Origin of the sequence: Lentzea sp. HUAS12, from assembly GCF_024125735.1 — a bacterium.
GTDB lineage: Bacteria > Actinomycetota > Actinomycetes > Mycobacteriales > Pseudonocardiaceae > Lentzea > Lentzea albida.
The window spans coordinates 1,312,011-1,335,585 of sequence record NZ_CP099738.1; the positions used below are offsets into that span (position 1 = coordinate 1,312,011).

Below are 23,575 nucleotides of genomic sequence, written 5' to 3' on the forward strand. Positions count from 1 at the left end.
GCTATGAGACAATCTGTATCACAGATGAGGGTGGCCGTCCTCGGGGCGACGGGCGCCACCGGCCGTCAGGTGGTGTCCGCGGCACTGGCGCGCGGGCACCACGTGGTCGCACTGGTTCGCCGCGCGGGAACACTCGCACCGGCCGCGAACCTCGACGAGGTGGTCTGGCCCGACGTCGCCGACACGACGGCCCTCGCCCGCGCTCTGCCGGGCGCGGACGTGGTCATCAGCGCACTGGGCGGAGCGGACAGGGGACCGACGACGGTCTGCACGGACGGCATCCGGTCCGCGGTCGCCGCGATGAAGGCGGCCGAAGTGGACCGTCTGATCGCCGTCAGCGCACACGGGGTGCTGGAGACGCACGACAAGTCGCTGTACTCCGTGGCGGTGTGGGCGAACGTGGCGGAACGCATGCGGGACAAGGAGACGATGGAGCCGCTCATCACCGCCTCCGGTCTGCGGTGGACGATCGTCCGGCCGCCGAAGCTGGCGGACCACGACGCGATCGGCCGGTACCGGACCGGCACCGACCTGCCGATCCGGTTGTGGAGCTCCATCGGCCGAGCCGACCTCGCCGCGTTCCTGCTGGACGAGGCCGAGACCCCGCGGTACACCCGTGCCTTCCCGAGAATCGCGCGATGAACGCCGACCTGACCGGCAAGGTCGCCGTCGTCACCGGTGCGACCGGCGGCATGGGGCAGGTGATCGCCACCGAACTGGCCGGGGCCGGCGCACACGTGGTCGCCATCGCCCGCGACCCCGCCAAGGCGGAGGCGCTCCGGGCGGGCGTCGGAGCGCGGGCGGCGGACAGGGTCGAGGTCGTCGCGGCCGACCTGTCCCGCCGTGCCGACGTGATCGCGGCGGCGACGACCGTCGCGACCAGGCACGACCGGGTCCACCTCCTGGTCAACAACGCCGGTGCCCACTTCTCCGGGCGCCGCCTCTCCGCCGACGGGATCGAGATGCACGTCGCGCTCGACTACCTGGCCGCCTACGGCCTCACCACCCTGCTGAGAGCGCCGCTGCGCCGCGGCCGGGCGCGGGTCGTGAACGTCGCCAGCGACACCCTCAACGACACCAGGCAGATCAAGTTCCCGGGCAGGCCCAGACCGGCGACCCTGGACCTCACCGGCGTCGACGACCTGGCCGAGCTCAACCCCGCCGACGGTTTCGTGCCGTTCGAGGCCTACGCGCGCGCCAAGCTCATGACCGTCACCGCCGGCTACGCCCTGGCACCCGACTTCAGCGCCGACGGGGTGACCATCAACGCCCTGCATCCGGGCCTCGTCGCCACCGGCATCGTCGACGACCTGGTGCCCCCGCTGCTCCGCCCGATGCGGACGCTGATCCGAAGCGGCCTGCTCACCCCGGCCGAAGGCGCGGCGAGCGCGTTGCGGCTGGCCACCGACCCCGGCCTGGCCGGCGTGACCGGGCGTTACTTCCGGCGGGCCGAAGAGGCGAGCACTCCGGCCGTGTCGCACGATTCCGCCGTGCGGCAGAAGCTCCTTTCGTTGAGCCACCGCCATTTCGCCGGCTGAGAACCCTGCGGCCGCGTCCGCCTGACCAGGCGCGACCGCAGGGCGGTCACCACCCGTAGTGGTGCGCTCACCAGCGGAGATGTGACCGTCAACACTCGGCTGTGACGCTTCCGTGTTCGTTTCGTAATATGGCCCGCCGTACCTGACCCCGTCCCCGACGCAAGGTGTTTCCCGAATGCCGGGCCGACATAGAACGCAAGAGAAACCAAGCCGGAAGCTCCCCATCGCGGTCGCCGCCACCCTCACGGTGGGCCTCGTCGCGACCTTCTGGGTCGTCCGCACCTCCGATCAGCCGGTCGACCCCACCGGAGCGGCCGCCAACCTCGCCGCCACGTCGAACTCCGCCGGTCAGACCCCGTCGTCCACCGCGACGTCGTCCAGCACGCCGTCGTCCTCACCGCCTCCGGTGACCACGACGCCGCCCCCGGTGACCACGACGACCCCCGAGACCACCACGCCGCCGCCACCACCCCCGCCACCGCCCTGCCCGACCACCCTGAACGGCGTCAAGCCGCACGTGGCGCAGGTGGGCCACCACGTCGGAGGCAAGTTCGGCGTGGACGACATCGGTGGCGCCACCGGCCGGGCCGGCTCCGGCGACCACCCCACCGGCCTGGCGCTCGATTTCATGGTCGACACCGCCACGGGCAACGCCCTCGCCGACTACGTGCTGGCCAACCGCAAGGCGTTCGGCGTCACCTACGTGATCTGGCGCCAGCGCTACAACGACGGCAGTGGCTTCACGCCGATGGAGGACCGCGGCAGCCCCACGGCCAACCACATGGACCACGTGCACGTGTCGTTCCAGGCGAGCGCGACCGTCAACGTCACCTGCTGACCGGTTCGCGCCCTGCAGGCGCGCCCGTCACGCCGGCGACTACAGGTCGGCCCAGACGGTCTTCCCGGTCGTGCGCCCGATGACGCCCCAATCCCGGGCGATCTTGTCCACGATGATCAGCCCCCGCCCGCGCGTGTCGTCGATCCGGGACCGGCCGAGGACCGGCCGGTCCGACGACCCGTCGTCGACCTCGACGCGGAGCAGGGCGGGGGCGGGCAGGCGCCGGAGCCGGAGGTGGCGGGGGTGCAGGCCGTGGTCGTAGGCGTTGCTGACCAGCTCGGTGACGACGAGGTGCAGGTCCTCCAGCGACTCCTCGGCCAGGTCGTCGAAGACCTCGGAGACCAGGTGGCGCAGGGAGGCGAGGGGAGGCGTGGGTTCGTGCAACTCCAGGGCGACGTCCGGTCGCGGAGGGGGTTCGTCGCTGGACTCCATGGCGAACCGACCCTCTTCCGTGAAGACGTTCGAAACCCTCCGTTACCCACGGCCCGGCGCACGTAAACCGCGACACGCGGTCGTTCCGCGAATCACGCGTTTGTCGCAGGTGTCGATCGGGTACCTCGTCCGAACGCGCTCCGCCCGTTCCGGTGGTGCGCCCGCGGCAGGAAGAGCGACGGCATGACGAAGCTCGATCCAGGTCAGCCCGTGTCGGTCCGGACCGGCCACACCGGTCCCGTCCCGATCACCTCCGTCGTCGGCGAGATCGACACCACGACCGACGAGGTGATCGGCCGCGAGGTCCGCGCCCAGCTCGCGACCCGGCCGGAAGTGCTCGTCCTCGACCTCACCGGGGTCGTGTTCATGGGGTCCTCGGGCCTCAACCTGCTGGTGCGGGCGCAGAAGGAGGCCACCCGGCTGGGCGTGCGGCTGGTGGTGGTCGCGCATGGCGGCATCGTGCGGCGGGTGCTGGAGATGACCGGGGTCGACCGGGTGGTCGAGGTTCAGCCGGACGTGTCGAGCGTGCTGCGGGCGATGTGATCGGCGCGGCGGGGTGATCGCGGCGGCGGACGCGGGGTGATCGTCGTCTGGGGCGGACCGGCCTTCCGGCCTGCCTCCGGACGTCGGTCGCCGGGGCGGACCAGCCCTCCAGCCCGCCCCCCAACGTCAGCCGCAGGTCCAGACGACCGGCTTCGTGCCGGAGTACCCGGCGATCACGCCGTTCGCGCCGACCGCGCTGGCCGTCGCCTCGGAGGCGCCGGCGGCCATCGGGAGGGTTGCCACGAACCTGGTGCCCTGCCACACGGCGTAGGTGTAGCGGCCGTCGTCGAGGTAGCCGATGGCCAGGCCGTCCTCGTTGACCTCCTCGATCACCCCGTCGACGTCGACGCGCTCCATCTGCCCGGTCGACTCGTGCCACTTCCACGAGGTGCGCGGCCTGTCGTAGTCGCGGGTGGCGATCAGGCCGTCCCGGGTGAGGTCGCGCGGGCGAACCGAGGAGCCCCAGTCGCCCAGCGAGGTCAGTGCTCCGTCGCGCCACAGCCACACCGGGTCCCACGTGCCGCCGAGCAGCACCGTGCCGTCGTTGCGGATCGCGACCGGGTTCGGGCGCGGCACCTCGGGCGGGTTGATGACGACCGGGGCGCTGCCGTCCGCCCGCCACAGCAGTGCGGCCTGCGGGAGCGTGCTCGTGCCCCACCACTTGGCGAGGACGTCGCCGCGGTCGTTGATGTCGGTCAGGCTGACCATCGAGACGTCGTACCCGGCGGGGAGCGGGAGGTCGCGGTAACCGACGCCGGGCGTGTGCGTCATGAGCGCGCCGCCGCCGGGGCGGTCCACGCGGCCGATGACCACGCCCGAGGCGTTGCCGGCGATGGTGACGAACGCGGTGGCGCCCTCCGGCCTCGGCACGACCTCGACGCCGGTGGCGGTCCAGCGGGTCAGCGCGTGGTCGTTCTCGCCCTTGGTGGTGTGGAAGCCGGACACGTTTCCCTGGGCGTCCACGCTCGTGATCCGGAGGTTGCTCCAGTCCATGCCGTCCCGGACCGGCAGCGGGGAGAGCCGCCAGGTGCAGTCCGCGGCGGCCGCCGCGGTGGGGGCGAGCAGGCTGGTCACGACGGTGAGCGCGGTGAGTGCGGCGAGCACGGGTCTGTTGCGCATGCGGTGGTCTCCTCGGTGTCGGGCAGGTGGAGGAGGGGTCGACGCTGCCGCCCGACGTCCACAGTGGACGGCCGGACGAAGGCGCGTTCGGGCGCGAGACGACGCGGATGATGTCCCCCAGCGGAGCCCCCCGGTTCTCCTGCGAACACCATGCAGGTACGCGCCGCCGGTCGGCAAACGAGACGGGGCGCGTTCACCGAGATGGACGCATCACACCGCATCCGGGCGCAGACTGTCCACTGAGGACGACTGCAACCTGCGCGCCGCCGCCCGTGAGACCGCATGAGACGATCAGGACGTGGAGTGGAGAGCGATGGCGCCCGCCGAGGCCTGCGACCTCATGGACTTCTGGGAGGCCGCGTCCTGGCCGCTCACCCGTGACGAGGTGCAGCAGCAGGCCGTCGAGTGGTTCGGGTGGACGGTCGAGGTCCAGAACGGCACCCCCTACCTCATGAACAGGGACTCCGGGTTCACCGTCCCCGACGTGATGACCATCGGCTCCAGGGGCGACCTGTCCTACCTCAAGTTCCACGTCGCGGGCGTTCCTCGGGGACGCCTTCACCCTGATCGTGCGCGAGGGCGGGGTGCGGTGGGGCGCGCCGGTGATGCGCGACTTCGAGAGGACGACGTCGGCGACCTGGAACACCGCGTCCGGCGGGCGGATCTCGTTCAACCTCAGGCAGAAGAGCGCTAGCGCGATGTTCGAGACCCCTCAGGGCGTCGAGCTCGACCGGAAGGCGGGGCCACGGTGAACGACCGCCTCCCGGCGCCCGGACGGTTCGTCCGCCATCGCGACGTCGACCACCGGTTGGGTCACCAGCTCGGCAAGTGGTGGATCACCTCGGACCACGCGGTGGACGAGTCGTTCGTGCAGGCGGGGCGCCGCCACTTCGTGAAGAACATCGCGCACGACGACGTGATGGAGTGCTACGACCTCTCCCGTCCCGGCACCTACCGAGGCCTGGTCGTCGAGGTGGTCGGCGACGCGGGGAACGCGTACTGGGTGACCACGCGCGACCCGAAGGGGCACGCCGAGGGCTTCGAGCGCCCCGACCACCGCAGTCCGCTGGCGAAGCTGATCGCGTTCGACGACGCGGAACTGCGGTTCACCACCACGCGCACACCGGTTCCGATGCCGTGGAAGATCGCGTACGAGTGGGACCGGTTCACCGAGCGCCTCACGGACTGCTTCCGGGACGTGACCGACGGCGTCTTCCTCATCGTCCACGCGGCGGCGGACCCCAGGCGGTACGTGCAGTTCGCCGGAGCGCCCGACCGGCTGTACGCGGAAGCACCGGGGGCGGACGTCGCGGCGGACGCCGACGAGTTCCAGCTGCGCAGGTTCGACTGGGCCGCACCCGAGGTCACGCAGCCCAACTGGACGTCGGAACTGCGGCGCCCCGCTCTCACGAGCGAGTTCGCGGGGCTGGCGCGGCGCTGCGTCGCGGCACTGCACGAGGCCTACGGGATCACGAGCCCGGACGAGCTCCGGTACCGCGCGTGGTCCCAGCCGTTCGGAGCCGACGCCACGGCGGTGGAGTTCCCCGGACTCGGGCTCGGCTGACCCGCCGCCTCAGTCCCGGGCGAGCACGTCGCGGGTGCTGAGCGTCGTCCGGTAGCCGAACAGGAGCAGGGCGTGCAGCAGGAACAGCCACAGCCCGATCGCCGCCACCGCTCCGGGGACCGCCAGCCCGCCGTACGGGATCGCCCAGTCCACCGGGATCGCGAGGAACACGACGAACCCGTGCAGGAAGCCGGTCAGGACGGCGCCGACGCACACCCCGGCCGCGAGGACCGTCCTGACCGGCAGGGCGACCGGCCCGACGAAGGCGAACACGAGCGCGACGGTCACGCCGATCGGGACCACGTCGAGGTGGAACGACAGCACCACACCCAGCACGGTGGACCACCCGCCCTCCTCGTAGAGCGGGCCGACCACCGAGGCGAGCGAGAGCGGCAGCGCGACCAGCAGGGGCGCGAGGAGGAGCACGGGCAGGAAGGCGATCCGCCCGGCCCAGCCGGTCCACTTGTTCGGGCGTTCACCGGCCGCCTGCACGAGGCCGCGGCGCAGTCCTTCGCCGTAGAGCGAGGCGGGGAACAGGGCCGCGGCGAGCAGCGGCCACGACGTGTTCGTCGCCGCTTCGGCCAGCCGGACCAGCGTCTCCGTGGCGTCGTGCGCCTGGGGCAGCGATCGGCCGACGGTGCGCGCGCTGTCGACGACGAAGTCCTCGCCGAACACCAGCGCCACCCCGCGCAGGGCGAGCAGGAGCAGCGGCACCAGGCCGAGCGCCGAGAAGAACGTCAGTCCGGCGGCCCACAGCAGGAGGTCCCGGCCGCGCAGCGCGCTCCCGGTAGCCGTCACCACGGCGCGGAGCAGGTGCATGATCGGGAAGTACCCGAACCTGCACGGCGTCACCCCTCGGCTTACGGTGGTGGCGTGACCGGTGACGAGGCGAACCCAGTCGCCGGGTGGTCCCGGCTGCACGGGGAGGACGTGTCGGGCAACAGGCTCGTCGTCGGCTGGCTGCGGCTCGTGCACGTGCTGGCCCGCCCGCTGGACCGCGTTCCTCCCGACGCGCTGTCGGCGGCCGGTGTGGTGGTCGCGGGTGGTGCCGTCGTCGCCGCGGTGGCGGGCGGCCGGTGGGCGCTCCTGGCTCTGTTGCTGGTGGTCTCGGCCGGAGTGCTCGACGGGCTGGACGGCGCGGTGGCGTTGCGAACCGGTCGTGCGCGGCCGTTGGGTGCTGTGGTGGACGCGGTCGCGGATCGCCTGGCGGACCTGGCGCTGGTGCTGGTCCTGTTCGCCCTTGGCGCCGGGGCGTGGTGGTGCGCCGCCATCGGTGTGTCGGTGATGCTGCACGAGTACACGCGCGCGAAGGCGCAGGGCGTCGGCATGACGTCGGCCGGTGCGATCACCGTGGCGGAGCGGCCGACGAGGGTCGTCGTGGTCGCGATCGCCTGTGCCGGGACGGGTCTGGCGCCGGGCGGCACGCCGGTCACCGGGTGGGACTGGGCGGCCGTGTCGGCTTTGGTGTGGGCGGTGTGCGCGGTGGCCGGGTTCGGGCAACTCGCCGCGGGCATTCGGCAGGAGCTGGCCGGCCGGCCGTGGACCGGGCCGTTCGCGTCAAGCCGGGCCGACCAGGTCGGCGACGATCCGCGCTGACATCGCCACGAGCGGCAGGCCGCCGCCCGGATGTGCCGAGCCGCCGACGAGGAACAGGCCGGGCACGGGGGAGCGGTTCGCGGGGCGGAGCAGGGCTGCCCGCGGGCCGTTGGACGACGAGCCGTAGATCGATCCGCCGACCGCGCCCGTGTCCCGCGCCCAGTCGGCCGGTGTGCGGATCTCGCGCCAGCGCACCCGGTCGCGGACGTCGAGGCCGCGCTCGGCCATCACGCGCAGGACCCGGTCCGCGTAGGAGTCGGCGAGTCCCGGCGCGGTCCAGTCGACGTCACCCTGCCGCGGTGCGTTGACCAGGACGAACCACGCCTCGTCACCCTCGGGCGCGACGGCCGGGTCATTCGGCGCGCACACGTAGACGGTCGGGTCCGGCACGGGGCGCGGGCGGCGTCCGAAGATCGAGTCGAACTCGTCGTCGTAGTCCGCCGGGAACAGCACGCGGTGGTGGGCCGGATCCGGCGTCCTGCCCCGCAACGCGAGCAGCAGCACGAACCCCGACAGCGAGGGCTGGGCCTTGCGCAGTGTCCGCCGTGGACGGTGTGCGCGCCGGTCGGTGAGCAGCTCGCCGTAGAGGTGTTCGGCGTCCACATCGGACACGACGACGTCGGCCGGCCTGCGCTCGCCGTCCCGCAGGACCACCCCGGTGACGCGGCCGCCTCCGGTGTCCACGGCGGTGACCTTCGCGTGGAAGCGGAACCCCACCCCGAGTTCGGTGCAGCGCCCGAACAGGGCGTCGCCGAGCCGGCGCAGCCCGCCGCGCACGTACCAGCCGCCGAACCGCTGCTCGATGAACGGGACCACCGTCATCAACGCGGGTGTGCGGCGCGGGTCGGAGCCGCTGTAGGTGGCGTAGCGGTCGAGGAGCATGCGCAGTCTCGGATCGCTGAACCGCCTGCCCACCCCGCGCAGCGTGCGCCACGGCGCGATCGCCACCAGGTCCCGCACGCTCGCCGACCGGCGCAGCAGATCTCCCACGCCGCCCAACGGGTTCTGCAGCACCGGTTCACCGACGAGGTCCCACAACCGTTCCGCCTCGGTGAGCATCCCGCGCCACTGCCGGGCGGCCTCCTGGCCGAACGCGTCGGTCAGCGCGGCCTCGGCCCGTTCCTCGGCGTGCGGCATGTCGAGCTCGGAGCCGTCGGGGAACCGGTAGCGGCAGGTCGGCTCCACCGCGACGATCTCCACGAGGTCGTCGAGAGGGGCGCCGGTGGCCGCGAAGAGGTCGCGGTAGACGTGCGGCAACGTCAGCAGCGACGGTCCGGTGTCGAACGTGAAACCGTTCCGCCGCAACGTGCCGAGCTTGCCGCCGTGGCCGGCGGCCTGCTCGTACACCGTGACCTCGTGCCCCGACCTCGCCAGCCGCGCGGCCGCGGCCAGTCCGCCCATTCCCGCGCCGATCACCGCTACCCGTGCCATGTCAGCTGCTTCCCCGCAACGATCGGCCCTTCCACTGCAGTCGTCCCGTCCTCCTGGCCCGCCACGACCGCGCGACGAGCGTCAGCAACACCCCTACGGACACCGGGTGGGCGAGCGCGTCCGGCCACACCCGCCCGCCGGTGTGCCGTGCCGTCACGACCCTGGTCAGCACGCCGGCCGCGTACCCGGCGATGCCGGCGCGGGAGCCGGCGAGCGCGGCTACGGGCGGCAGCACGTACAGCCAGGCGAGCACGAGGGACAGCGCCGCCGCGGCCACCGGACTGCCGGTCGCCGACCACAGCGACTTCTCGTACCCGTCGCGCACCCCGGCCCAGTCCTCGTACATCCGGCAGGTCGCCACCGTGCTGCCGTCGACGACCACACCGCGTCCGCCGCCGCGCTTGACCGCCCGCAGCAGCGCGATGTCGTCGAGCACGGCGGTGGCGATGCCCGCGAAACCCCCGCTGCGGTGGTAGGCACCGGCGTCCACGACCAGGAACTGCCCGTTGGCGGCCGACAACGACGGCCTGGGCGAGCGTTCGGCCAGGCGCAACGGCAGGAACACCAGCCACGACCACTGCAGCAGCGGCTGCACGAGACGCGCTCCGGTGCCGTCGGCGAGCTGGCGCGGGAACGGTGACACGAGATCGAGGTCGTGTTCCCGCAACAGGGCGACCGCCGAGGCCACCGCGTGGGGCGCGAGCACGACGTCCGCGTCGACGAACACCAGCACGCGGCCCGTGGCCAGTTCAGCGAGCTGGGCGCAGGCGTGGGGCTTGCCGGGCAGGCCCTCCGGCGGCGTTTCCCCGGTGACCACACGGATCCTCGGGTCGTCACCGGCTGCCCGGCGCACCTCGTCGGCGGTGCCGTCGGACGAGCCGTCGTCGAGCACGATGATCTCCAGGTCGTCGACACCGCGCTGAGCCCGCAGCGACAAGATGGTCGGCGCGATGCGGTGCGCCTCGTCCCGTGCGGGCACCAGCACCGAGACCGCCTCCCCGCAGCGGGGTGGATCGGCTGCCGGCACGCGCATCAGCCGCGCGTTCACCAGGGCGTGCGCCGCCGCGACAGCAGAGCCGGCAGCGGCACCGCGGACCGCCGCGCGCAGGAACCGCTTCACCGATGGGCCCGCCACAGCGCGCACGCGAACGGCACGGCCACCAGGCCCATCAACACGCCCGCGACCAGGGACACGGTGGGGCGCCCGAAGAACGCCGCGTGCGCCCACACCGACGAGCCGTACGTCCACAGGTACAGCACCGGAGCCGGTCCCGCCCTCAGGTCGAGCTCGTTCGCGACGCGCGCCCTCCCGACGGTCCCGTGCAATGCGGTGATCATGAGCACCGAGACCAGCAGCCAGCCTCCGTAGTTCGTCAGCGGGACACCGTCCACTCCGGGCAGTGCCGGGACGGGATCGGACCACGTCCAGTGACCGGCGTCCACCATCTGCGGGTCGAGGAACACGTCCCACGACGCCAGCGCCCACGCGCCGATCCCGACGACCAGCCAGGCGGGGCGGTCCGCGCGGGCCGCGAGCGCCCTCCCGACGAGCAACGCGGGCCAGGACATCATGATCCACGCCAGTGCCACGACCACGGGCACGCCCGCGATCTCCAGGCCGAGCGTGCCCGTGTAGCGGTAGTCGCCGAACGGGAAGCCCGTGTGCACCCCGGTGGTCTCGGCCACCAGCCCGCCGCCTCCGGCGACCACCACCAGCAGTGCCGCCGCGCGGGGCCCGAAGCGGGCGAAGGCGTCGCACACCGACGCCACCGCGAACGCGACGACCGAGGCCACCGTCGTGAAGAGCCGGGCGTCCGGCTCGGTCATGGAGTAGACGATCTGCGCCAGCACGACGAGCGCACCGCAGACCCACGCCACCGCCCGGATCCTGGCGGCTGATCCGCGTGCGGCAGCTCGGGAGCCGCCGCGTTCCACGCCGACGTTCACGCCGACCTCCGCCGGCGCGCGGCCGCCCGCAGCAGCGGCACGCGCCCTTCGAGGGGAACCGTCCAGAGGTCCGTGCCGGCGACACCCCACTGACCGAGCAGCCGGTTGGCCGCGGTGAAACCGGTCGTGGCGGCGCGTTCCATCAACGCCACCGGCAGGTCGACGCGCACCAGATCTCCGGCCAGCACGAGGAAGTCGTCCGGCGTGCTCACCGTCGGCCGGTCCCCGTAGCCGCCCGCCGGGAACAACGGGCAGTCGGCACGCCACTCGTGGCGTTCGTCGATCACGGTGGCGCGCTTGGTCTCCGGGTAGACCTCGGTCAGCTGGTCCCACAGCCGCCGCCTGGCCTCGTGTTCGTCCACATCGGACGGAATGGCGTAGCCGTGCAGCTCCACCACGGAACCGCCCGTGCGCGCCGCCCACGCCCTCGCCTCGTGTTCGTAGCCGTCGAGCACGCTCACGTTGTCGAGCAGGTCGAAACCGCTCGTGCCGATGAAGCCGGGCCGGTCGACGGGCGTGTCCAGCCAGTACCGCGACACGAGGAACGGCGGTGCCGTCCGCAACCCCTCCACGCGCGCCCGCCAGCCGGCGTCCCCAAGGCCCGGTGAAGAGCGCACGATCCCGCGCAGCCCTCCCACGTCGGCGGCGAGTACCACGGCGTCGGCGTCGATCGCGCCGTCCCCGGTGGTCACGGTGAACCGCCTGGCCCCGCCCCGCCGCACGGACCGCACGTCGACGCCCGTGCGCACGTCGGCGCCGAGCTCGGTGAGGCGCCGGCCGAGCGGATCCCACAGGCAGTGCGGGAACGGGTCCGCCGCCACGTCGAAGAGAAGGCCCTCGTTGGAACCGAGGAAGTAGATGTGGAACATCACGGCGAGCTCGGCGGCCGACATGTCCCGCGGGTGCGCGAAGAAGCTGCGGGAGAACACCTCGAACGCGAGCGCGTGCGCGGCCTCCGGGAACCGGACGCGGTCCAGGTACCCGGTCGCGTCGATGCCGTCGATCTCGTCGTAGATCCCGGGAACCGAGACGTCGAGGAGCTTCAGGGCCGCCTCGGGGTTCATCTCCGGCAGGTCGCGCCAGCGGAACGTCGGACTGCGCCGCAGGAACGCCAGCACGTTCCACGGCGCCGTCGTGGGCATGCCGGCGAACGAGTCGCGGTCACCTCGCGCGTGCCACAACGGGTAGTCGGGCATCGGCGTCAGCGCGCCGCCGTCCGGATCGACCCGCCGCAGCAACGCGCGCAGGTTGTAGTACTGCCGGAAGAAGGCGTGGAAACCGCGCGTCATCGTGACATCGCTGCCGTCCGCCAGCCGCGTGCGCCACCCACCGACGCGCCCGCCCAGATAGGACTCGCGCTCGCACAACACGACTCGCGCGCCACGCTCCGCCAGGAGGGTGGCCGCCGCGAGGCCTGCGATCCCCCCGCCCACCACCGCGACGACCGGCACGTCGCCCGCGAAGCGAGAACGTCCCGCGGGCGCAGGGATCCGCACCGCCTTGCGATCCTTCATCGTGCTCCCACTTCCGGCTCTCGGCCGACGGAAAGTGCCATCAGGGCAGCGCGAACGGACACCGGGGATACCCGGTGCCGACTGTCCTTGCCGGTGTCCGCGCCTGCTCCGACCGTATGGGCAGTCCGATCACCCTGCACAACGGGAGCGGCGGCGGCTCAGGATTCGCGGCTCTGGTCGACGGCGACCACGCCGAGCACCTCGTCGAACGACCCGTAGGACTGCTCGGGAACGGAGTGCAACGCGTGCACGGTGTCCTCGTCGGCGTTGTTGCGCGAGGCGTGGTCGACCAGCCGGCCCTTGTCCGCGGGGTAGCTCACGTCGGCCAGCGCCGTGCGCAGCCGGTCCACCGTGGTCGTGTCGCTCATCGCTCTCCTCCAGCTCGGCTTCCTGTCGCCACCGGCTACCCGGCCACGGGCGCGCCTAACGCGGAAGTGACACGTCGGTGGTCTGGATGCCGGGCGGTTTCACGAACGCGGGCCCAGCAGGCCGCGGGCGGCGAGGTTCTCCATCAGCGCGGTGATGCCGAACGTCCAGTCCGGCGCGTCCTCGGCGGTGTTCACGACGTTCGTCAACGCGCCCAGCCGGGGCGAGGAGATGCGGACGACGTCCCCGACCCGGTGGGTGAACCCCTCGCCCGGCCGGTCCCGGTCCTCGGTCGGGGCGAACATCGTGCCGGTGAACAGCGCGAAGCCGTCGGGATAGCGGTGGTGCGCGCCGAAGGCGTGGGACACGAGGTCCTCGAGCTCCCGGCTGATCTCGGAGACCGGGTTCACGCCGTGCAGCTCGAAACCGTCGGGGCCGGTGATGTCGAGGGCGATCTCGGTGGCCTTGGCGTCCGCCGGGGTGAAGCCGTCGTCGAACAGCCGGAGGAACGGCCCGATGGCGCAGGAGGCGTTGTTGTCCTTCGCCTCGGTGAGCAGGAGCGCGCTGCGGCCCTCGAAATCGCGCAGGTTGACGTCGTTGCCGAGCGTCGCGCCGACCGGCTTCCCGCGCGAGTCCACCACCAGGACGAGCTCGGGCTCGGGGTTGTTCCAGGCCGAGCGGGCGAGGACACCGATGTCGGCTCCCAGCCCCACCGCGGAGAGCACCGGGGCCTTGGTGAAGATCTCGGGGTCCGGGCCGATGCCGACCTCGAGGTACTGCGACCACAGGCCCTCGGCCTGGAGGACCCTCTTCACCTCCGCGGCTTCGGCGGATCCCGGCCTCAGGTCGGAGATGTGCCCCTGGACGATCGCGCCCAGCTTCTCGCGAACCTCCCCGGCCCGCTTCGGGTCCCCGTCGGCCCGCTCCTCGATGACCCGCTCGAGCATGCTGCGGACGAAGGTCACGCCGGCCGCCTTGAGCACCTGCAGGTCGACCGGTGCGAGGAACCGGGGAACGGCACCGGCCGGGCTCGTCGTGGCGGCCAGGACCTCCGCGAGCGGCCACGACGTGCCGCCGGGGTGGTTCCGGACGACCTCCAGCGCGTCGGGGCGTTCGAGCAGCGAGGACACGGTCGCGGCGGCGGGTGACAGGTCGACGACCTGCTCGCCGCGGATCGTCACGACCGAAGGGCCGCCCGCGGAAGGGTCGTAGACCCTCGCGACGAGTGCGGCGTCCGCCGCGTCGCGGGGGAGGACGTCGGCGGCGTCGAGTGAGATCCCCATGGAAGTCCTTCCTGCTCGGCCGCGCGGAAGCACTCGCGCATCCCGGTCGTCGGGCCACACCGTACTAGCCGCTTCCGCCGCTGGGACAACGCTTTCCTGCGCCGCGCCGACCACTCCCCGGATCCAGGTGACGCGCACAGCGAACTGCCCTGGGCGCCGGTGCGCGGTGCCCAGGGCAGTTCGGGGTCGAGGTGTTACCGCACGCCCGTGCGGTTGCGGCCGGCCACGGCCTCCGCGACGCCGATGAGCAGCACGGAGGCGATCACGGCGATGATGAAGCCCAGCACGTTGAGCTCGAAGATGTCTCCGGTGCCGAGCAGGTTCGCGATCGTGCCGCCGATGACGGAGCCGACCAGCCCCAGCAGCAGGGTCGCCACGATGCCGAGGTTCTGCTTGCCGGGCTTGATCAGTCGGGCGAGCGCGCCGATGATCAGTCCGGCGACGATGAACCCGATCACGTCAGCCTCCTGAAGGTCGATTGTCCTGCTCGACCCGGTTACCCCGTCGTCCGGTCGATCAACCACGTCTCGTGTCGTGGTGTTCGAGCGCGTCCAGGCCGCTCTGCCACCGTTGGCGCCGTTGGCTCGTCGTCTGGTCCCACCACGGGTCGCCGCGCTCGCCGAGGGCGGTCTTCGCGAGGTGGACCCGTCCGCGCGCGTCCCGTTCCGCCTCGGCGTCCTGGGCGCGGAGAGCGGCGCCGACGTCGCGGCGTGCCGCCATCAACAGCGCGCGCAGCCGTGCCGCCGGCTCGGGCGGGATCTCCGGATCGGTGGCCCGCCACCGCCGCCCGTTGATGATGACGAAGTGTCCGTCTGAGGTGTGTTCCGGCTCGGCCACCGCATCAGCATCGCACCGAGCTCGATGCGGGGCACGGCGCGTCAGGACACCGTCGCGCACGGCATGACGGCCCACACGGACTTGCCCGCCAGCCGCTGGACCACGCCCCACCGCGCGGACAGCTGCTCGACGATCACGAGTCCGCGGCTGCGCGGTGAGTCGGGCGTGGCCGGCCGCAACCGGGGCGGCAGGGGCGAGGAGTCCTCGGCGACGATGTCGACGACGCGGCGCTCGGCCGACCTGCGCAGTTTGAGACGCGCGGGGAACCGGGCGTGGTCGAACACGTTGGACGCGAGTTCCGAGACGACGAGCAGCACGTCGACCAGGTCGTCCTCGACCAGGTCGCACAGCACGGCACGAGCCCATCTGCGCACCTTGGCGGTGTCGGGAAGGCCCTGGACGAGCTCGAGGGTGCTCCACCCGTCCTCGGTACCGGCAGCAGCCACGGCAGGGCCTCGTTCCACTGGCGTCACACCCACTGAGGTACCTCGGATGAATCGGTCAAAACCCCTGCGGCGCTGGGTGTAGTGTCGGGAGCCGGATGACGACAACGCCCCAGGCCCGCGAGCGGGTGCTGTGAACTCGCGCCACTACGGCGGTGCGGCGAAGCTGACGTGGAACACCCGGCTTCTCCGCGTCGGTTGTGCGTTCACCCACCGCGCCAGGGTGCCGGCGCCCGCGGTCTTCCTCGTGCGGCCGCTCTGGTCCGCGGACGTCCGGGTGAGCCAGGAGAACCTGGACGTGACGCCGGACGTTCCGCTGAGACACCACTTCGACGTGTACGGCAACAGGAGATCTCGCGTCCTGCTGCCGGCCGGTCTGTCCACAGTGCACTACAGCGCGTGGGTGGACGTGCCGGACAGGGCGGAGGACGTGGACGAGGACGTGACGGAGACGTCGCCCGACGGTCTTCCGGACGACGTGCTGCTGTACACGCTGCCCAGCCGGTACTGCGCCTCCGACGCGCTGGGCGACGAGGCCTGGTCACGGTTCGGGGCTCATCGGCCCGGCTACGGCAGGGTGTCGGAGATCTGCCGGCACGTCCACGAGTCGCGGGAGTCCGGGCACGGCGCCACGGGGTTCGGTGACCTCGCGCACCTGGTGATCTCCTTCTGCCGTGCGCTCACCATCCCGGCGCGCTACGTCCTCGGATACCTGCCGGAACTGGACGTGCGGCCGGTCGACGCGCCGATGGACTTCGCGGCGTGGGTGGAGGTCTGGCTGGGGGACCGGTGGTGGACCTTCGACCCGCGCACCAACGAGCCGCGCACGGGACGCGTGGTCGTCGGCCGGGGCCGTGACGCTGCCGACGTCGCGCCGGTGACGACGTTCGGCGGGCCGGTGCTGGAGTCGATGGTGGTGCAGGCGGAGGAGGACCTCGCCCCGTTGTGGCGCTGAGGGTGCGCGACGCGACCGCTCACACGGGCTGTTCGCACTCGGCGGACCGGGTCACGACCTCGGTGATGAACCGCTCGGCCAGCGTGCGCAGCTTGACGTTCTCGCGCTGCGACTGCACGACCAGCAACTGGAAGGCCTGGTCGGCGGTCATCCCGTGGACGGCCATCAGCACGCCCTTCGCCTGGTCGATCACGGCACGCGGCGCGGGCGGGAAGCTGACCATGCCGGCGGCGCGGGACGCCGTGCCGAGGACCGGCCACCGGTGCCGCGCCTCGTCGACCGTGGCCCTGACCAGCTTGCGCGTGGTGGCGGCGTCCAGGCGCGGGCAGCGGAGGGATGATCTGCTTCGACGTCGACACGGGCCCTCTCCTCGCCGACCGACGAGGAGTCCGGACAGGAGGCACGGTGGGAAGCCCCACGGGCTGCTGGCTGAACCGGATGGGACCGCAGACGCGTTGAGGCCAGCGCGGGTTCGCTCCGGAGCGTCCGCACGACACGAATGGACGAACGGCCGCCGGTTCAGCGGTTCGAGGACGGGAACTGGCCGCCGGCGCTGCCGAGCGCGAGGAGATCGGTGTACTGGTCCTGCCACGACCTCTCGGTGGCGAGCAGGTCCGAGAGCCGTTGCACCCATTCGGCGTCGACCGGCGACCCGGCGGCGTGCGCCAGGTGCCGTTCGGTCTCGCCGCGAGCGCTGATCCACTCCGACAACGTGGGGCCGAGGGCGGGGCCGCCCTGTGCGTCAGTCATGGGGGCGACAGTACGGGTTCACCGGCGGTCTCGGCGGGTTGCCGGGCATGTGGGAAGCGGGCCACCAGTCGGTGACCCGCTTCCCACAACCTCTGCTTCGTCAGAGGAGCCGGACCGCAGTGGCCTGCGGTCCCCTGTCTCCCTGCTGGATCTCGAACTCCACCGCCTGGTTGTCCGGGATGCCCTGGTAGGCGTACTCGTGGACCTCGGAGTGGTGCACGAAGACGTCCGGGCCGCCGCCTTCAGGGGCGATGAAGCCGAATCCCTTGGTGCCGTTGAACCACTTGACGGTTCCCTGGGTCATCGAGCCACTCCCTCGGTCGTCCGGTACACGCCGAGCGCCTCCGGGAAAGTCACGTTGGCCGGTTCGTCGCGCATCGGATGCGCGTCGCGCGGTTGCAGGCCGGCCAGGCCCAGCATCGAGAGCAGGTCAAGGCAGTCCTGCGCGTCGTGGGAGTGCTCCGCGACCCGTTGTGCCGCTTGACGTTGCTGGACGGCCCCTGCTTCCTCGGCGGCGAGGCGCGCCTCCTGGAAGTCGGCCGCGGCACCGTTCGGGCGGCCGATCTGGCTGGTTCGCGTCATGCGCGCACCTGCTGGAGCCTTGTGGTGCGGAGGAGTGGGGAGTGCGAGGGGAAGAACGGGCGATCCGGCGGCAAGCCGGTGCTCCAATCCCCGGTCGGAGGCACGAGCGCCGAACCGGATGGATCGGGGTCCGCGGCGGCTGGATGCCGGCAACTGGAACCCCAACGGTGCCGACACTACTCCATGCGGCGCCGATCCGGTGCGCGCCGGGCCCGTGCTGCCGGTGGCTCAGTGCTCCGACGGGACTCGCGGTGCGGGCACCGGTTCCTGGAAGAGGTCCGTCCAGGACGGCCGGTCGGAGCCGGCCGGGCCGGATTCCGCCTGCGGTTGGTGCGTCTCGGGATGGCTGAACAGGTCGTTCGCCGAAAACAGGGCCACTTGGTTCTTTCCGTTGAATGGCAGAGGAAGGTCGACATCTCCGACAGGAGCGTCGAGGGCGCGGAACGCGGCCACCTTCGGACCCCACGCTACACCCTCCGGTCGTCGTGAGGGGGTCGCGGCGTTCAGACCGTGGTCCGCAGGGGTGCGCCGGCGTCGTGCAGGTGCCGCAGGACCTCGGCGTAGGAGCGGCGCAGCGTGGTCTTGCTGTACGGGATCCCGTGCCGTTCGCAGAAGTTCTCGACGACGGGTTGCGCGTGCCGCAGGTTGGGGCGGGGCATGTGCGGGTAGAGGTGGTGCTCGATCTGGTGGTTGAGCCCGCCGAGCAGCGCGTCGACCCACCGGCCGCCGGTGACGTTGCGGGAGGTCAGCACCTGCTTGTGGAGGTGGTCGAGACGCTGTTCGCCGGTGATGATCGGCATTCCCTTGTGGTTGGGCGCGAACGAGCACCCGAGGTACACGCCCATCAGGCCCTGGTGCACCGCGATGAAGACGACCGCCTTCACGGGTGACAGCACGACGAACGCGGCGGTGAGGTAGACGGCGAGCGGGACGATCTGGAGTGCGGCCTCACGCCACGGGTTGCGGAGTTCGTTGCGGCACAGGGCGATGATGCCGGAGATCCGCAGCACGGCCGCTTCGGCGAGCAGTAGCGGGAAGAACAGGAACGCCTGGCGTTTCGTGTTCCAGGCGTTCAGGCCGCGCTTGCCCCTGGCCTGGGCGCGGCTGAAGGCGAGGGCGTGGATCTCGATGTCGGGGTCGTGGTCCTCGTGGTTGGGGTTGGCGTGGTGGCGGTTGTGCTTGGCCACCCACCACTGGTAGCTGATGCCGGTGAGGCTGCCGTGCAGGTGCCCGACCACGTCGTTGTGGCGGTGGCTGCGGAAGATCTGCCGGTGCCCGGCGTCGTGTCCGATGAACGCCAGCTGCGTGGACGCCAAGGCCAGGGCGACCGCCGTCAGCACCTGCCACCACGAGTCGCCCAGCAGCACGAACGCGGCCGCGATCGCGCCGAGCAGCAGGGCGTTCACCGCCATCCGCAGCATGTAGTAGCCGCGTCGCCGGTCGAGCAGCCCGGCTTCCTTGAGCTCCTTGGTGAGGCGGGCGAAGTCGCTGCCCCGCGGGCGGTCGGCCTGGGAACTCAGGACGTCGGGCGATGATGACATTGTCTACTCCGGACGGTGGAGGATCATGTGCTCCCGTGGCTCTTGCTCAGGAGGGCGTGCGTCCGGCGCGGGTGGCCGGCTGAACTGAACGCGTGGGCACCGGCCGCGGTCACGCGGAGCGGTCCTCCCGTGCGCGGACTCGTGTGCACTCTTCCGACGGGTACCCCGGTCCGTGCCTGGACAACCCGGATCGTGTTGGGCGGTGCGTTGTTCCTGAAGATACCTGGTCGATTCGGGTGCGCCCCGCACTCGTACGTGTAGTGTCCGGGCTGTCGGGGCTTCTGGTGTGCGAGCGGTCGAGCGCACGCCACGTTCCCGGTCACTCACTTATTCGTCCTAACAGGACTCACCGTCGACGCGTGGCGACCGCCGACGAGTCGTGCTCTGGGTTCGCGTAGACTCGCCACCACCGAGGGCATGTCGTGCAGCAGCGGTCGAGCTGGTGCCGCCTTGGGCGCATCACGAGACCCGGCCGTCCGGCTGGAGGTGGGAGCGCCCAGCCGACCTCGGTTCCGCTCCGCGGTCCTGGTCCGCGCGCCTCCGTCACCGGCGTCCACTTCTTGCCGCACCGTTCATCGGAGTTCCCGCATGATCTCGTCCGAGCCGCTGACCACCGACACCGAAGCCGGGCGCGTGTGCGCTGTCTGCCCCCACCCGTGGCACGAGCACGACCCCCTTGGCGTGCGGTACTGCACCGCCACCGCGGCCTCCGCGCTGCAACGGGGATGCATCTGCTCATGACGGCCACCACAGTGCTCACCACCGAGCGGCTCACCCTGCGCCCGTGGCAGCTCGAAGACGCACCCGCGGCACTGGAGGTCTACGGGCACACCGAAGTGACGCGGTGGCTCAGTCCCGAGATGGACCGGGTCCCGGACAGCGCGGCCATGCGGCTGCTGCTACAGCAGTGGGCGGCGGAGAGCGAGCGGTTGCCCGCGCCGGCGGGCCGGTGGGCGGTCCAGCGCGACAGCGACGGCTTGGTGATCGGCGGAGCCGTCCTGCTCCCGCTGCCGCCGGGCGAGGAGGACCTGGAGATCGGCTGGCAGCTGCGTCCCGACACCTGGGGCCACGGCTACGCCACCGAGACCACGCACGCGCTGGCCGCCTGGGCGTTCAGCCAGGACGTGCACGAGGTGTTCGCCGTCGTCCGGCCGGGCAATGCCCGCGCGGCGGCCACCGTGCGCAACAACGGGATGCACTGGGTGGGCGAGACCACGAAGTACTACGGCGTCGAACTCCAGGTGTTCCGCCTCCGCAGGGCGGACCTCGACTCGGCCGCACCGGCCTCGCCCCAGCCGCACGACCGCGACTGAGCACGCTCGCCGATCGAACGGGTGGAGCGCCTCAGACGGGCGCCGTGACGATCGGCCTCGCGCCCAGCGCGCGTTGACGGTCCGCAACGGCGAATCGACCGTCGAAGGTCTCCAGAACGGGTTGGTGCACAACGAGAACGGGGCACGGCGCGTGGTGGAGCGCGGCGCTCGTGACGGTGCCGCACCCGTGCGCGTCCCCGGCACCGACGATGATCAGGTCGGTGTCGGTGCACCGGGCGATCGCCTCGTGCGGCTGTGCGTGCACGAGCACCGCGCGGTGGGCGAAGCCACCGAGTGCCGCGGTGGCGCGCGCGAGCACGTGACCGTGGTCGGTGTCGGCTTCGTGGCGGGCCGGGGACGGCGCGACGGCGTGCAGCACGCGGAGCTTGGCACCGCGCAGGCGCGCGTAGTCGGCGGCGTGCCTGAGCACGCGGCCATCACCGGGTCCACCGCTGACCAGCGCGGTCACGTGCCGGTGCCGGCAGTCGACGGCCGCGGCCGTACCCCGCACCACCACCGTGTCGCAGCGTGCGGTGACCGGCACATGCGCTTCGCGACCCCGGAAGCCGACGACCACGAGCCGCGCGCGGAAGTCGTCCTGCGGGCGGTGGACCTCGAGGCCCGTGCGCACGAGCTGGGCGTGCGCGGCGGCCCACCTCAGGGCGTTCTCGTCGCGTCTGGCGCCGTCCTGGATGATCACGACCGGTTCCATGCGTCGACGATGCTGGGTCGCGTCCGTTCGGAGCAGGGCGGGAAGAACGCTTCGGGCCGGGACCAAAGTCCTCTTCCCGCAGGGCCCGTCGCCGGCGCGGGGCGAGGTGGCGGTGCTGGCGGGTCGCGGTGTCCGGCAGCCTCAAGTCCATTGCGGACAAGGATGGTGACGTCACCGAACGGCACGTGGCCGACGTGCTCGTGCGTGCCGTCACCGGGAGTGACCGACGTCCGGCTCGTCGACGCCGATGGCCGTTCGATAGCGCGGCGATGGCGGGGGAGGGTGGACTTGCGCGATGAACTCGCCGGGGGAGCGTCGCGGTCCTGGACCTGCCTCGTCCCCGGCGGGCTGCGCCGTCCCCCTGGGTGTCCGTTGTGGATGTCGTTGACAGGAGGTTCGTATGGACAGGTATGACATTCTCGCCGACGAGGACGGGCACGTCCGCGGCTACGACTAGAGGTGGCCTGTCGGTGCGCGAGGGAGTCGATCACCGCAGTGGACTCCCTCGCGGGGGTCCTCCGGCGCCGGTCGAAGCCGTTGCCGGACCGGAACGTCGTACCTGGCCTGTCCTCGTCTGGAGTGGAGCTTGTTCGTGATCGGGACGATGCGGGCCGCCGTGCTCGAGGCTCCGGGGCCGCCGGAGAACCTGGTGGTGCGCGACGTCCCCGTGCCCGATCCGCCGGCCGGCTGGGTCCGGGTCCGCGTTCGCGCTTTCGGGCTGAACCGGTCGGATCTGTTGTCGCGGCGCGGGTTTCCCGGGCATGCGGTGAGCCTGCCGCGCGTCCTGGGCGCGGAGGCGGTGGGGGAGGTCGACCTCGACCGCTCCGGCCGGTTCGCGCGGGGGCAGCAGGTCGCGGCGGTGCTCACGGGCATGGGACAGCACCTCGACGGCGGCTACGCGGAGTACGCGTGCGTTCCGATGGCGGGCATCTGCCCGTTCAGGTCGAAGCTCAACTGGGCCGTGCTCGGTGCCATGCCCAGAATGTTCCAGACCGCCTACGAATCACTCGTGGTGGCGGTCGACCTGCGGCGTGGGCAGACCGTGCTCGTGCGTGGTGGCACCTCGTCGGTGGGGCTGGCCGCGATCCTGCTCGCGAAGAACCTCGGTGCGACCGTGCTCGCCACCACGCGCGATCCCGAGAAGGTCGATCTGCTGCGCCTGCACGGCGTGGACCACGTGGTGGTCGACGACGGTGTCGTGGAGGCGCACGTGCGCGCTCTGGTCCCGGACGGGGTGGACGGCGCGGTCGAGCTGGTGGGCAGGACGACCCTGTCCGACACCCTGCGCGCGACGAGTGAGACGGGAACCGTGTGCCTGACCGGCTCTCTGGGCGACGAAACGGGTTCGTCGCACGCCGGTCCAGCGGTGTCGCGAGATGGTCGCCTCGTCCTCTGCCACGGGGACCGCAAGCCCGGTCCGCAGGTGCTGCAGAGGATGATCGACGAGGTCGAGGCGGGCCGTCTCGACGTGCCCGTCGGGCGCGTCTACCGCATCGCCGACATCGCGCGGGCCCACCGCGACATGGAGGCGAACCTGATCTGCGGCAAGGCCGTGGTGGTGGTCGAGTGAGCCGCCGCGGTGGTGCGGCGGCGAGCGATAGGGGAACAATAGATCGCGATGTCACGCTCCCGGCATGACGGAGATCTTCGACCAACTCCGCGAGAACCTCATTCTCGCCCTGATCATCGGCTGCGAGATCGGGTTCTGGTTCTTCCTGCTCGCCGGGCTCGTCGCGCGTTACCCGCTGCGCAGTCCCAAAGTGGGCGGTGTCCTGCTCCTGTGCACACCCCTCGTGGACGTCGTGCTGCTCGTCGTGACGGTGTTCGACCTGCGCACCGGTGGTGAGGCGACGTGGCCGCACGCGGCGGCGGCCATCTACCTCGGTCTCACCCTCGGGTTCGGGCACAGCATGATGCGGTGGGCCGACCAGCGCTTCCAGCACCGCTTCGCGGGTGGTCCGCCGCCCGTCCGCCCGCCGAAGTACGGGCGTGCCAAGGTGCGGTACGAGTGGAAGCAGTTCGGCCGTTTCGCGATCGCGTGGCTGATCTCGGCCGTCATCATGGGCGCGCTGGTCTTCCTCGTCAGCACGCCCGCGCAGACCGAGGTGCTGTGGAAGGTCGCGCTGCCGATCATGACGGGCACCGGCGTGGCCTGGTTCGTCCTCGGTCCCTTCCTGACGACGATCCGCCCGCCGCGTCCGCGCAGGGGCGCACGGGAGACGTACGTCGCCTGAGTTTCGGTTCCGAGTGCGGTCCTGGAGGAAATCCCGC

The 23,575-nt window shown here is 71.8% G+C and carries 30 protein-coding genes and 1 pseudogene; 12 read left to right on the forward strand and 19 right to left on the reverse strand.

What is annotated here, in order from left to right:
- Positions 1–24 precede the first annotated feature (24 nt).
- From ND450_RS06010 to ND450_RS06020, 3 genes are all read left to right on the forward strand, one after another.
- On the forward strand, positions 25–642 hold the full coding sequence (locus ND450_RS06010) for an NAD(P)-dependent oxidoreductase (protein WP_253325157.1): 618 nt from the start codon (positions 25–27) through the stop codon (positions 640–642).
- A complete protein-coding gene (locus ND450_RS06015; protein ID WP_253325158.1) occupies positions 639–1,538 on the forward strand; it encodes an SDR family NAD(P)-dependent oxidoreductase in 900 nt (299 codons plus the stop codon). The genes ND450_RS06010 and ND450_RS06015 overlap by 4 nt, the downstream gene beginning before the upstream one ends.
- 247 nt (positions 1,539–1,785) lie before the next feature.
- A complete protein-coding gene (locus ND450_RS06020; protein ID WP_253325159.1) occupies positions 1,786–2,376 on the forward strand; it encodes a hypothetical protein in 591 nt (196 codons plus the stop codon).
- A 39-nt stretch (positions 2,377–2,415) separates the two neighbouring features.
- On the opposite strand, the gene ND450_RS06025 is transcribed toward ND450_RS06020, so the two are convergent.
- Positions 2,416–2,808: an ATP-binding protein gene (locus ND450_RS06025; RefSeq protein WP_253325160.1), complete on the reverse strand. Its 393-nt coding sequence runs from the start codon at positions 2,806–2,808 to the stop codon at positions 2,416–2,418.
- 183 nt (positions 2,809–2,991) lie between these two features.
- Here ND450_RS06025 and ND450_RS06030 point away from each other — a divergent pair, with 183 nt between their 5' ends.
- Positions 2,992–3,351, forward strand: a complete 360-nt coding sequence (locus ND450_RS06030; protein WP_253325161.1) for an STAS domain-containing protein — start codon at positions 2,992–2,994, stop codon at positions 3,349–3,351.
- 126 nt (positions 3,352–3,477) lie between these two features.
- Here ND450_RS06030 and ND450_RS06035 read toward each other — a convergent pair whose 3' ends face one another.
- Positions 3,478–4,470 (reverse strand): hypothetical protein, encoded by a 993-nt coding sequence (locus ND450_RS06035; RefSeq protein WP_253325162.1) that lies wholly within the window; start codon positions 4,468–4,470, stop codon positions 3,478–3,480.
- A gap of 340 nt (positions 4,471–4,810) precedes the next feature.
- Here ND450_RS06035 and ND450_RS06040 point away from each other — a divergent pair.
- Positions 4,811–5,222 (forward strand): annotated as a pseudogene (locus ND450_RS06040) (DUF6301 family protein).
- The gene (locus ND450_RS06045) at positions 5,219–6,034 is read left to right on the forward strand and encodes a hypothetical protein (RefSeq protein WP_253325164.1); all 816 of its coding nucleotides are present in this window, start codon (positions 5,219–5,221) and stop codon (positions 6,032–6,034) included. Before ND450_RS06040 ends, ND450_RS06045 begins: the two are co-directional and overlap by 4 nt.
- A 9-nt stretch (positions 6,035–6,043) precedes the next feature.
- Here ND450_RS06045 and ND450_RS06050 read toward each other — a convergent pair whose 3' ends face one another.
- A complete protein-coding gene (locus ND450_RS06050) occupies positions 6,044–6,886 on the reverse strand; it encodes a YhjD/YihY/BrkB family envelope integrity protein (RefSeq protein WP_253325165.1) in 843 nt (280 codons plus the stop codon).
- Between the two features lie 21 nt (positions 6,887–6,907).
- On the opposite strand from ND450_RS06050, the gene ND450_RS06055 reads away from it, so the two are divergent.
- Positions 6,908–7,630: a CDP-alcohol phosphatidyltransferase family protein gene (locus ND450_RS06055; protein ID WP_253325166.1), complete on the forward strand. Its 723-nt coding sequence runs from the start codon at positions 6,908–6,910 to the stop codon at positions 7,628–7,630.
- On the opposite strand, the gene ND450_RS06060 is transcribed toward ND450_RS06055, so the two are convergent.
- The 9 genes from ND450_RS06060 to ND450_RS06100 form a co-directional block, all read right to left on the reverse strand.
- Entirely contained in the window at positions 7,592–9,061 is a 1,470-nt protein-coding gene (locus tag ND450_RS06060; RefSeq protein WP_253325167.1) for an NAD(P)/FAD-dependent oxidoreductase, read from the reverse strand. The two genes, ND450_RS06055 and ND450_RS06060, sit on opposite strands and share 39 nt — an antisense overlap.
- Before the next feature lies 1 nt (position 9,062).
- The gene (locus ND450_RS06065; RefSeq protein ID WP_253325168.1) at positions 9,063–10,196 is read right to left on the reverse strand and encodes a glycosyltransferase family 2 protein; all 1,134 of its coding nucleotides are present in this window, start codon (positions 10,194–10,196) and stop codon (positions 9,063–9,065) included.
- Positions 10,178–11,008 carry a carotenoid biosynthesis protein gene (locus ND450_RS06070; protein WP_253325169.1) on the reverse strand — a complete coding sequence of 277 codons (831 nt, stop codon included), beginning with the start codon at positions 11,006–11,008 and terminating at the stop codon, positions 10,178–10,180. Before ND450_RS06070 ends, ND450_RS06065 begins: the two co-directional genes overlap by 19 nt.
- A complete protein-coding gene (locus tag ND450_RS06075) occupies positions 11,005–12,522 on the reverse strand; it encodes an FAD-dependent oxidoreductase (protein WP_253325170.1) in 1,518 nt (505 codons plus the stop codon). The genes ND450_RS06070 and ND450_RS06075 overlap by 4 nt, the downstream gene beginning before the upstream one ends.
- A 158-nt stretch (positions 12,523–12,680) precedes the next feature.
- Complete coding sequence (locus ND450_RS06080) at positions 12,681–12,890, reverse strand: DUF2795 domain-containing protein (protein ID WP_253325171.1); 210 nt, start codon at positions 12,888–12,890, stop codon at positions 12,681–12,683.
- Positions 12,891–12,989: 99 nt separating this feature from the next.
- Entirely contained in the window at positions 12,990–14,171 is a 1,182-nt protein-coding gene (locus ND450_RS06085) for a fumarylacetoacetate hydrolase family protein (RefSeq protein WP_253325172.1), read from the reverse strand.
- A 194-nt stretch (positions 14,172–14,365) separates the two neighbouring features.
- The gene (locus ND450_RS06090) at positions 14,366–14,629 is read right to left on the reverse strand and encodes a GlsB/YeaQ/YmgE family stress response membrane protein (protein ID WP_089922708.1); all 264 of its coding nucleotides are present in this window, start codon (positions 14,627–14,629) and stop codon (positions 14,366–14,368) included.
- Positions 14,630–14,687: 58 nt separating this feature from the next.
- Positions 14,688–15,008 carry a hypothetical protein gene (locus ND450_RS06095; RefSeq protein ID WP_253325173.1) on the reverse strand — a complete coding sequence of 107 codons (321 nt, stop codon included), beginning with the start codon at positions 15,006–15,008 and terminating at the stop codon, positions 14,688–14,690.
- Between the two features lie 41 nt (positions 15,009–15,049).
- The gene (locus ND450_RS06100; RefSeq protein WP_253325174.1) at positions 15,050–15,454 is read right to left on the reverse strand and encodes an ATP-binding protein; all 405 of its coding nucleotides are present in this window, start codon (positions 15,452–15,454) and stop codon (positions 15,050–15,052) included.
- 130 nt (positions 15,455–15,584) lie between these two features.
- On the opposite strand from ND450_RS06100, the gene ND450_RS06105 reads away from it, so the two are divergent.
- Positions 15,585–16,406, forward strand: a complete 822-nt coding sequence (locus ND450_RS06105; RefSeq protein ID WP_253325175.1) for a transglutaminase family protein — start codon at positions 15,585–15,587, stop codon at positions 16,404–16,406.
- A 19-nt stretch (positions 16,407–16,425) separates the two neighbouring features.
- Here ND450_RS06105 and ND450_RS06110 read toward each other — a convergent pair whose 3' ends face one another.
- The 6 genes from ND450_RS06110 to ND450_RS06135 all read right to left on the reverse strand — a co-directional run bounded on the left by ND450_RS06110 (position 16,426) and on the right by ND450_RS06135 (position 19,279).
- Positions 16,426–16,629: an ANTAR domain-containing protein gene (locus ND450_RS06110; RefSeq protein ID WP_371927668.1), complete on the reverse strand. Its 204-nt coding sequence runs from the start codon at positions 16,627–16,629 to the stop codon at positions 16,426–16,428.
- Positions 16,630–16,925: 296 nt separating this feature from the next.
- Positions 16,926–17,156, reverse strand: a complete 231-nt coding sequence (locus ND450_RS06115; protein WP_253325176.1) for a hypothetical protein — start codon at positions 17,154–17,156, stop codon at positions 16,926–16,928.
- Positions 17,157–17,256: 100 nt separating this feature from the next.
- Positions 17,257–17,460: a cold-shock protein gene (locus tag ND450_RS06120; protein WP_253325177.1), complete on the reverse strand. Its 204-nt coding sequence runs from the start codon at positions 17,458–17,460 to the stop codon at positions 17,257–17,259.
- Positions 17,457–17,738, reverse strand: a complete 282-nt coding sequence (locus tag ND450_RS06125) for a hypothetical protein (protein WP_253325178.1) — start codon at positions 17,736–17,738, stop codon at positions 17,457–17,459. The genes ND450_RS06120 and ND450_RS06125 overlap by 4 nt, the downstream gene beginning before the upstream one ends.
- Positions 17,739–17,966: 228 nt before the next feature.
- Positions 17,967–18,191, reverse strand: a complete 225-nt coding sequence (locus ND450_RS06130; protein ID WP_253325179.1) for a hypothetical protein — start codon at positions 18,189–18,191, stop codon at positions 17,967–17,969.
- Between the two features lie 50 nt (positions 18,192–18,241).
- On the reverse strand, positions 18,242–19,279 hold the full coding sequence (locus ND450_RS06135; protein WP_253325180.1) for an acyl-CoA desaturase: 1,038 nt from the start codon (positions 19,277–19,279) through the stop codon (positions 18,242–18,244).
- A 588-nt stretch (positions 19,280–19,867) separates the two neighbouring features.
- Here ND450_RS06135 and ND450_RS45980 point away from each other — a divergent pair.
- Together ND450_RS45980 and ND450_RS06140 are read left to right on the forward strand one after the other, a co-directional pair.
- Positions 19,868–20,020 carry an RGCVC family protein gene (locus ND450_RS45980; RefSeq protein ID WP_371927669.1) on the forward strand — a complete coding sequence of 51 codons (153 nt, stop codon included), beginning with the start codon at positions 19,868–19,870 and terminating at the stop codon, positions 20,018–20,020.
- The gene (locus ND450_RS06140) at positions 20,017–20,592 is read left to right on the forward strand and encodes a GNAT family N-acetyltransferase (RefSeq protein WP_253325181.1); all 576 of its coding nucleotides are present in this window, start codon (positions 20,017–20,019) and stop codon (positions 20,590–20,592) included. Before ND450_RS45980 ends, ND450_RS06140 begins: the two co-directional genes overlap by 4 nt.
- 31 nt (positions 20,593–20,623) lie before the next feature.
- On the opposite strand, the gene ND450_RS06145 is transcribed toward ND450_RS06140, so the two are convergent.
- Positions 20,624–21,304, reverse strand: a complete 681-nt coding sequence (locus ND450_RS06145; protein WP_253325182.1) for a universal stress protein — start codon at positions 21,302–21,304, stop codon at positions 20,624–20,626.
- Positions 21,305–21,896: 592 nt separating this feature from the next.
- Here ND450_RS06145 and ND450_RS06150 point away from each other — a divergent pair.
- Both ND450_RS06150 and ND450_RS06155 read left to right on the forward strand, forming a co-directional pair.
- Positions 21,897–22,874 (forward strand): zinc-binding dehydrogenase, encoded by a 978-nt coding sequence (locus tag ND450_RS06150; protein WP_253325183.1) that lies wholly within the window; start codon positions 21,897–21,899, stop codon positions 22,872–22,874.
- 64 nt (positions 22,875–22,938) lie between these two features.
- Positions 22,939–23,538, forward strand: coding sequence for a hypothetical protein (locus tag ND450_RS06155; RefSeq protein WP_253325184.1), 600 nt, complete (start codon positions 22,939–22,941; stop codon positions 23,536–23,538).
- The last annotated feature ends 37 nt before the right edge of the window (positions 23,539–23,575 follow it).

Coding starts and splice junctions, on each gene's coding strand:
- ND450_RS06010 (WP_253325157.1), top strand. CDS start 25: ATGAGGGTGGCCGTCCTCGGGGCGACGGGCGCCACCGGCCGTCAGGTG.
- ND450_RS06015 (WP_253325158.1), top strand. CDS start 639: ATGAACGCCGACCTGACCGGCAAGGTCGCCGTCGTCACCGGTGCGACC.
- ND450_RS06025 (WP_253325160.1), bottom strand. CDS start 2,808: ATGGAGTCCAGCGACGAACCCCCTCCGCGACCGGACGTCGCCCTGGAG.
- ND450_RS06030 (WP_253325161.1), top strand. CDS start 2,992: ATGACGAAGCTCGATCCAGGTCAGCCCGTGTCGGTCCGGACCGGCCAC.
- ND450_RS06035 (WP_253325162.1), bottom strand. CDS start 4,470: ATGCGCAACAGACCCGTGCTCGCCGCACTCACCGCGCTCACCGTCGTG.
- ND450_RS06060 (WP_253325167.1), bottom strand. CDS start 9,061: ATGGCACGGGTAGCGGTGATCGGCGCGGGAATGGGCGGACTGGCCGCG.
- ND450_RS06075 (WP_253325170.1), bottom strand. CDS start 12,522: ATGAAGGATCGCAAGGCGGTGCGGATCCCTGCGCCCGCGGGACGTTCT.
- ND450_RS06080 (WP_253325171.1), bottom strand. CDS start 12,890: ATGAGCGACACGACCACGGTGGACCGGCTGCGCACGGCGCTGGCCGAC.
- ND450_RS06085 (WP_253325172.1), bottom strand. CDS start 14,171: ATGGGGATCTCACTCGACGCCGCCGACGTCCTCCCCCGCGACGCGGCG.
- ND450_RS06110 (WP_371927668.1), bottom strand. CDS start 16,629: ATGGTCAGCTTCCCGCCCGCGCCGCGTGCCGTGATCGACCAGGCGAAG.
- ND450_RS06115 (WP_253325176.1), bottom strand. CDS start 17,156: ATGACTGACGCACAGGGCGGCCCCGCCCTCGGCCCCACGTTGTCGGAG.
- ND450_RS06120 (WP_253325177.1), bottom strand. CDS start 17,460: ATGACCCAGGGAACCGTCAAGTGGTTCAACGGCACCAAGGGATTCGGC.
- ND450_RS06125 (WP_253325178.1), bottom strand. CDS start 17,738: ATGACGCGAACCAGCCAGATCGGCCGCCCGAACGGTGCCGCGGCCGAC.
- ND450_RS06135 (WP_253325180.1), bottom strand. CDS start 19,279: ATGTCATCATCGCCCGACGTCCTGAGTTCCCAGGCCGACCGCCCGCGG.
- ND450_RS45980 (WP_371927669.1), top strand. CDS start 19,868: ATGATCTCGTCCGAGCCGCTGACCACCGACACCGAAGCCGGGCGCGTG.
- ND450_RS06140 (WP_253325181.1), top strand. CDS start 20,017: ATGACGGCCACCACAGTGCTCACCACCGAGCGGCTCACCCTGCGCCCG.
- ND450_RS06145 (WP_253325182.1), bottom strand. CDS start 21,304: ATGGAACCGGTCGTGATCATCCAGGACGGCGCCAGACGCGACGAGAAC.
- ND450_RS06155 (WP_253325184.1), top strand. CDS start 22,939: ATGACGGAGATCTTCGACCAACTCCGCGAGAACCTCATTCTCGCCCTG.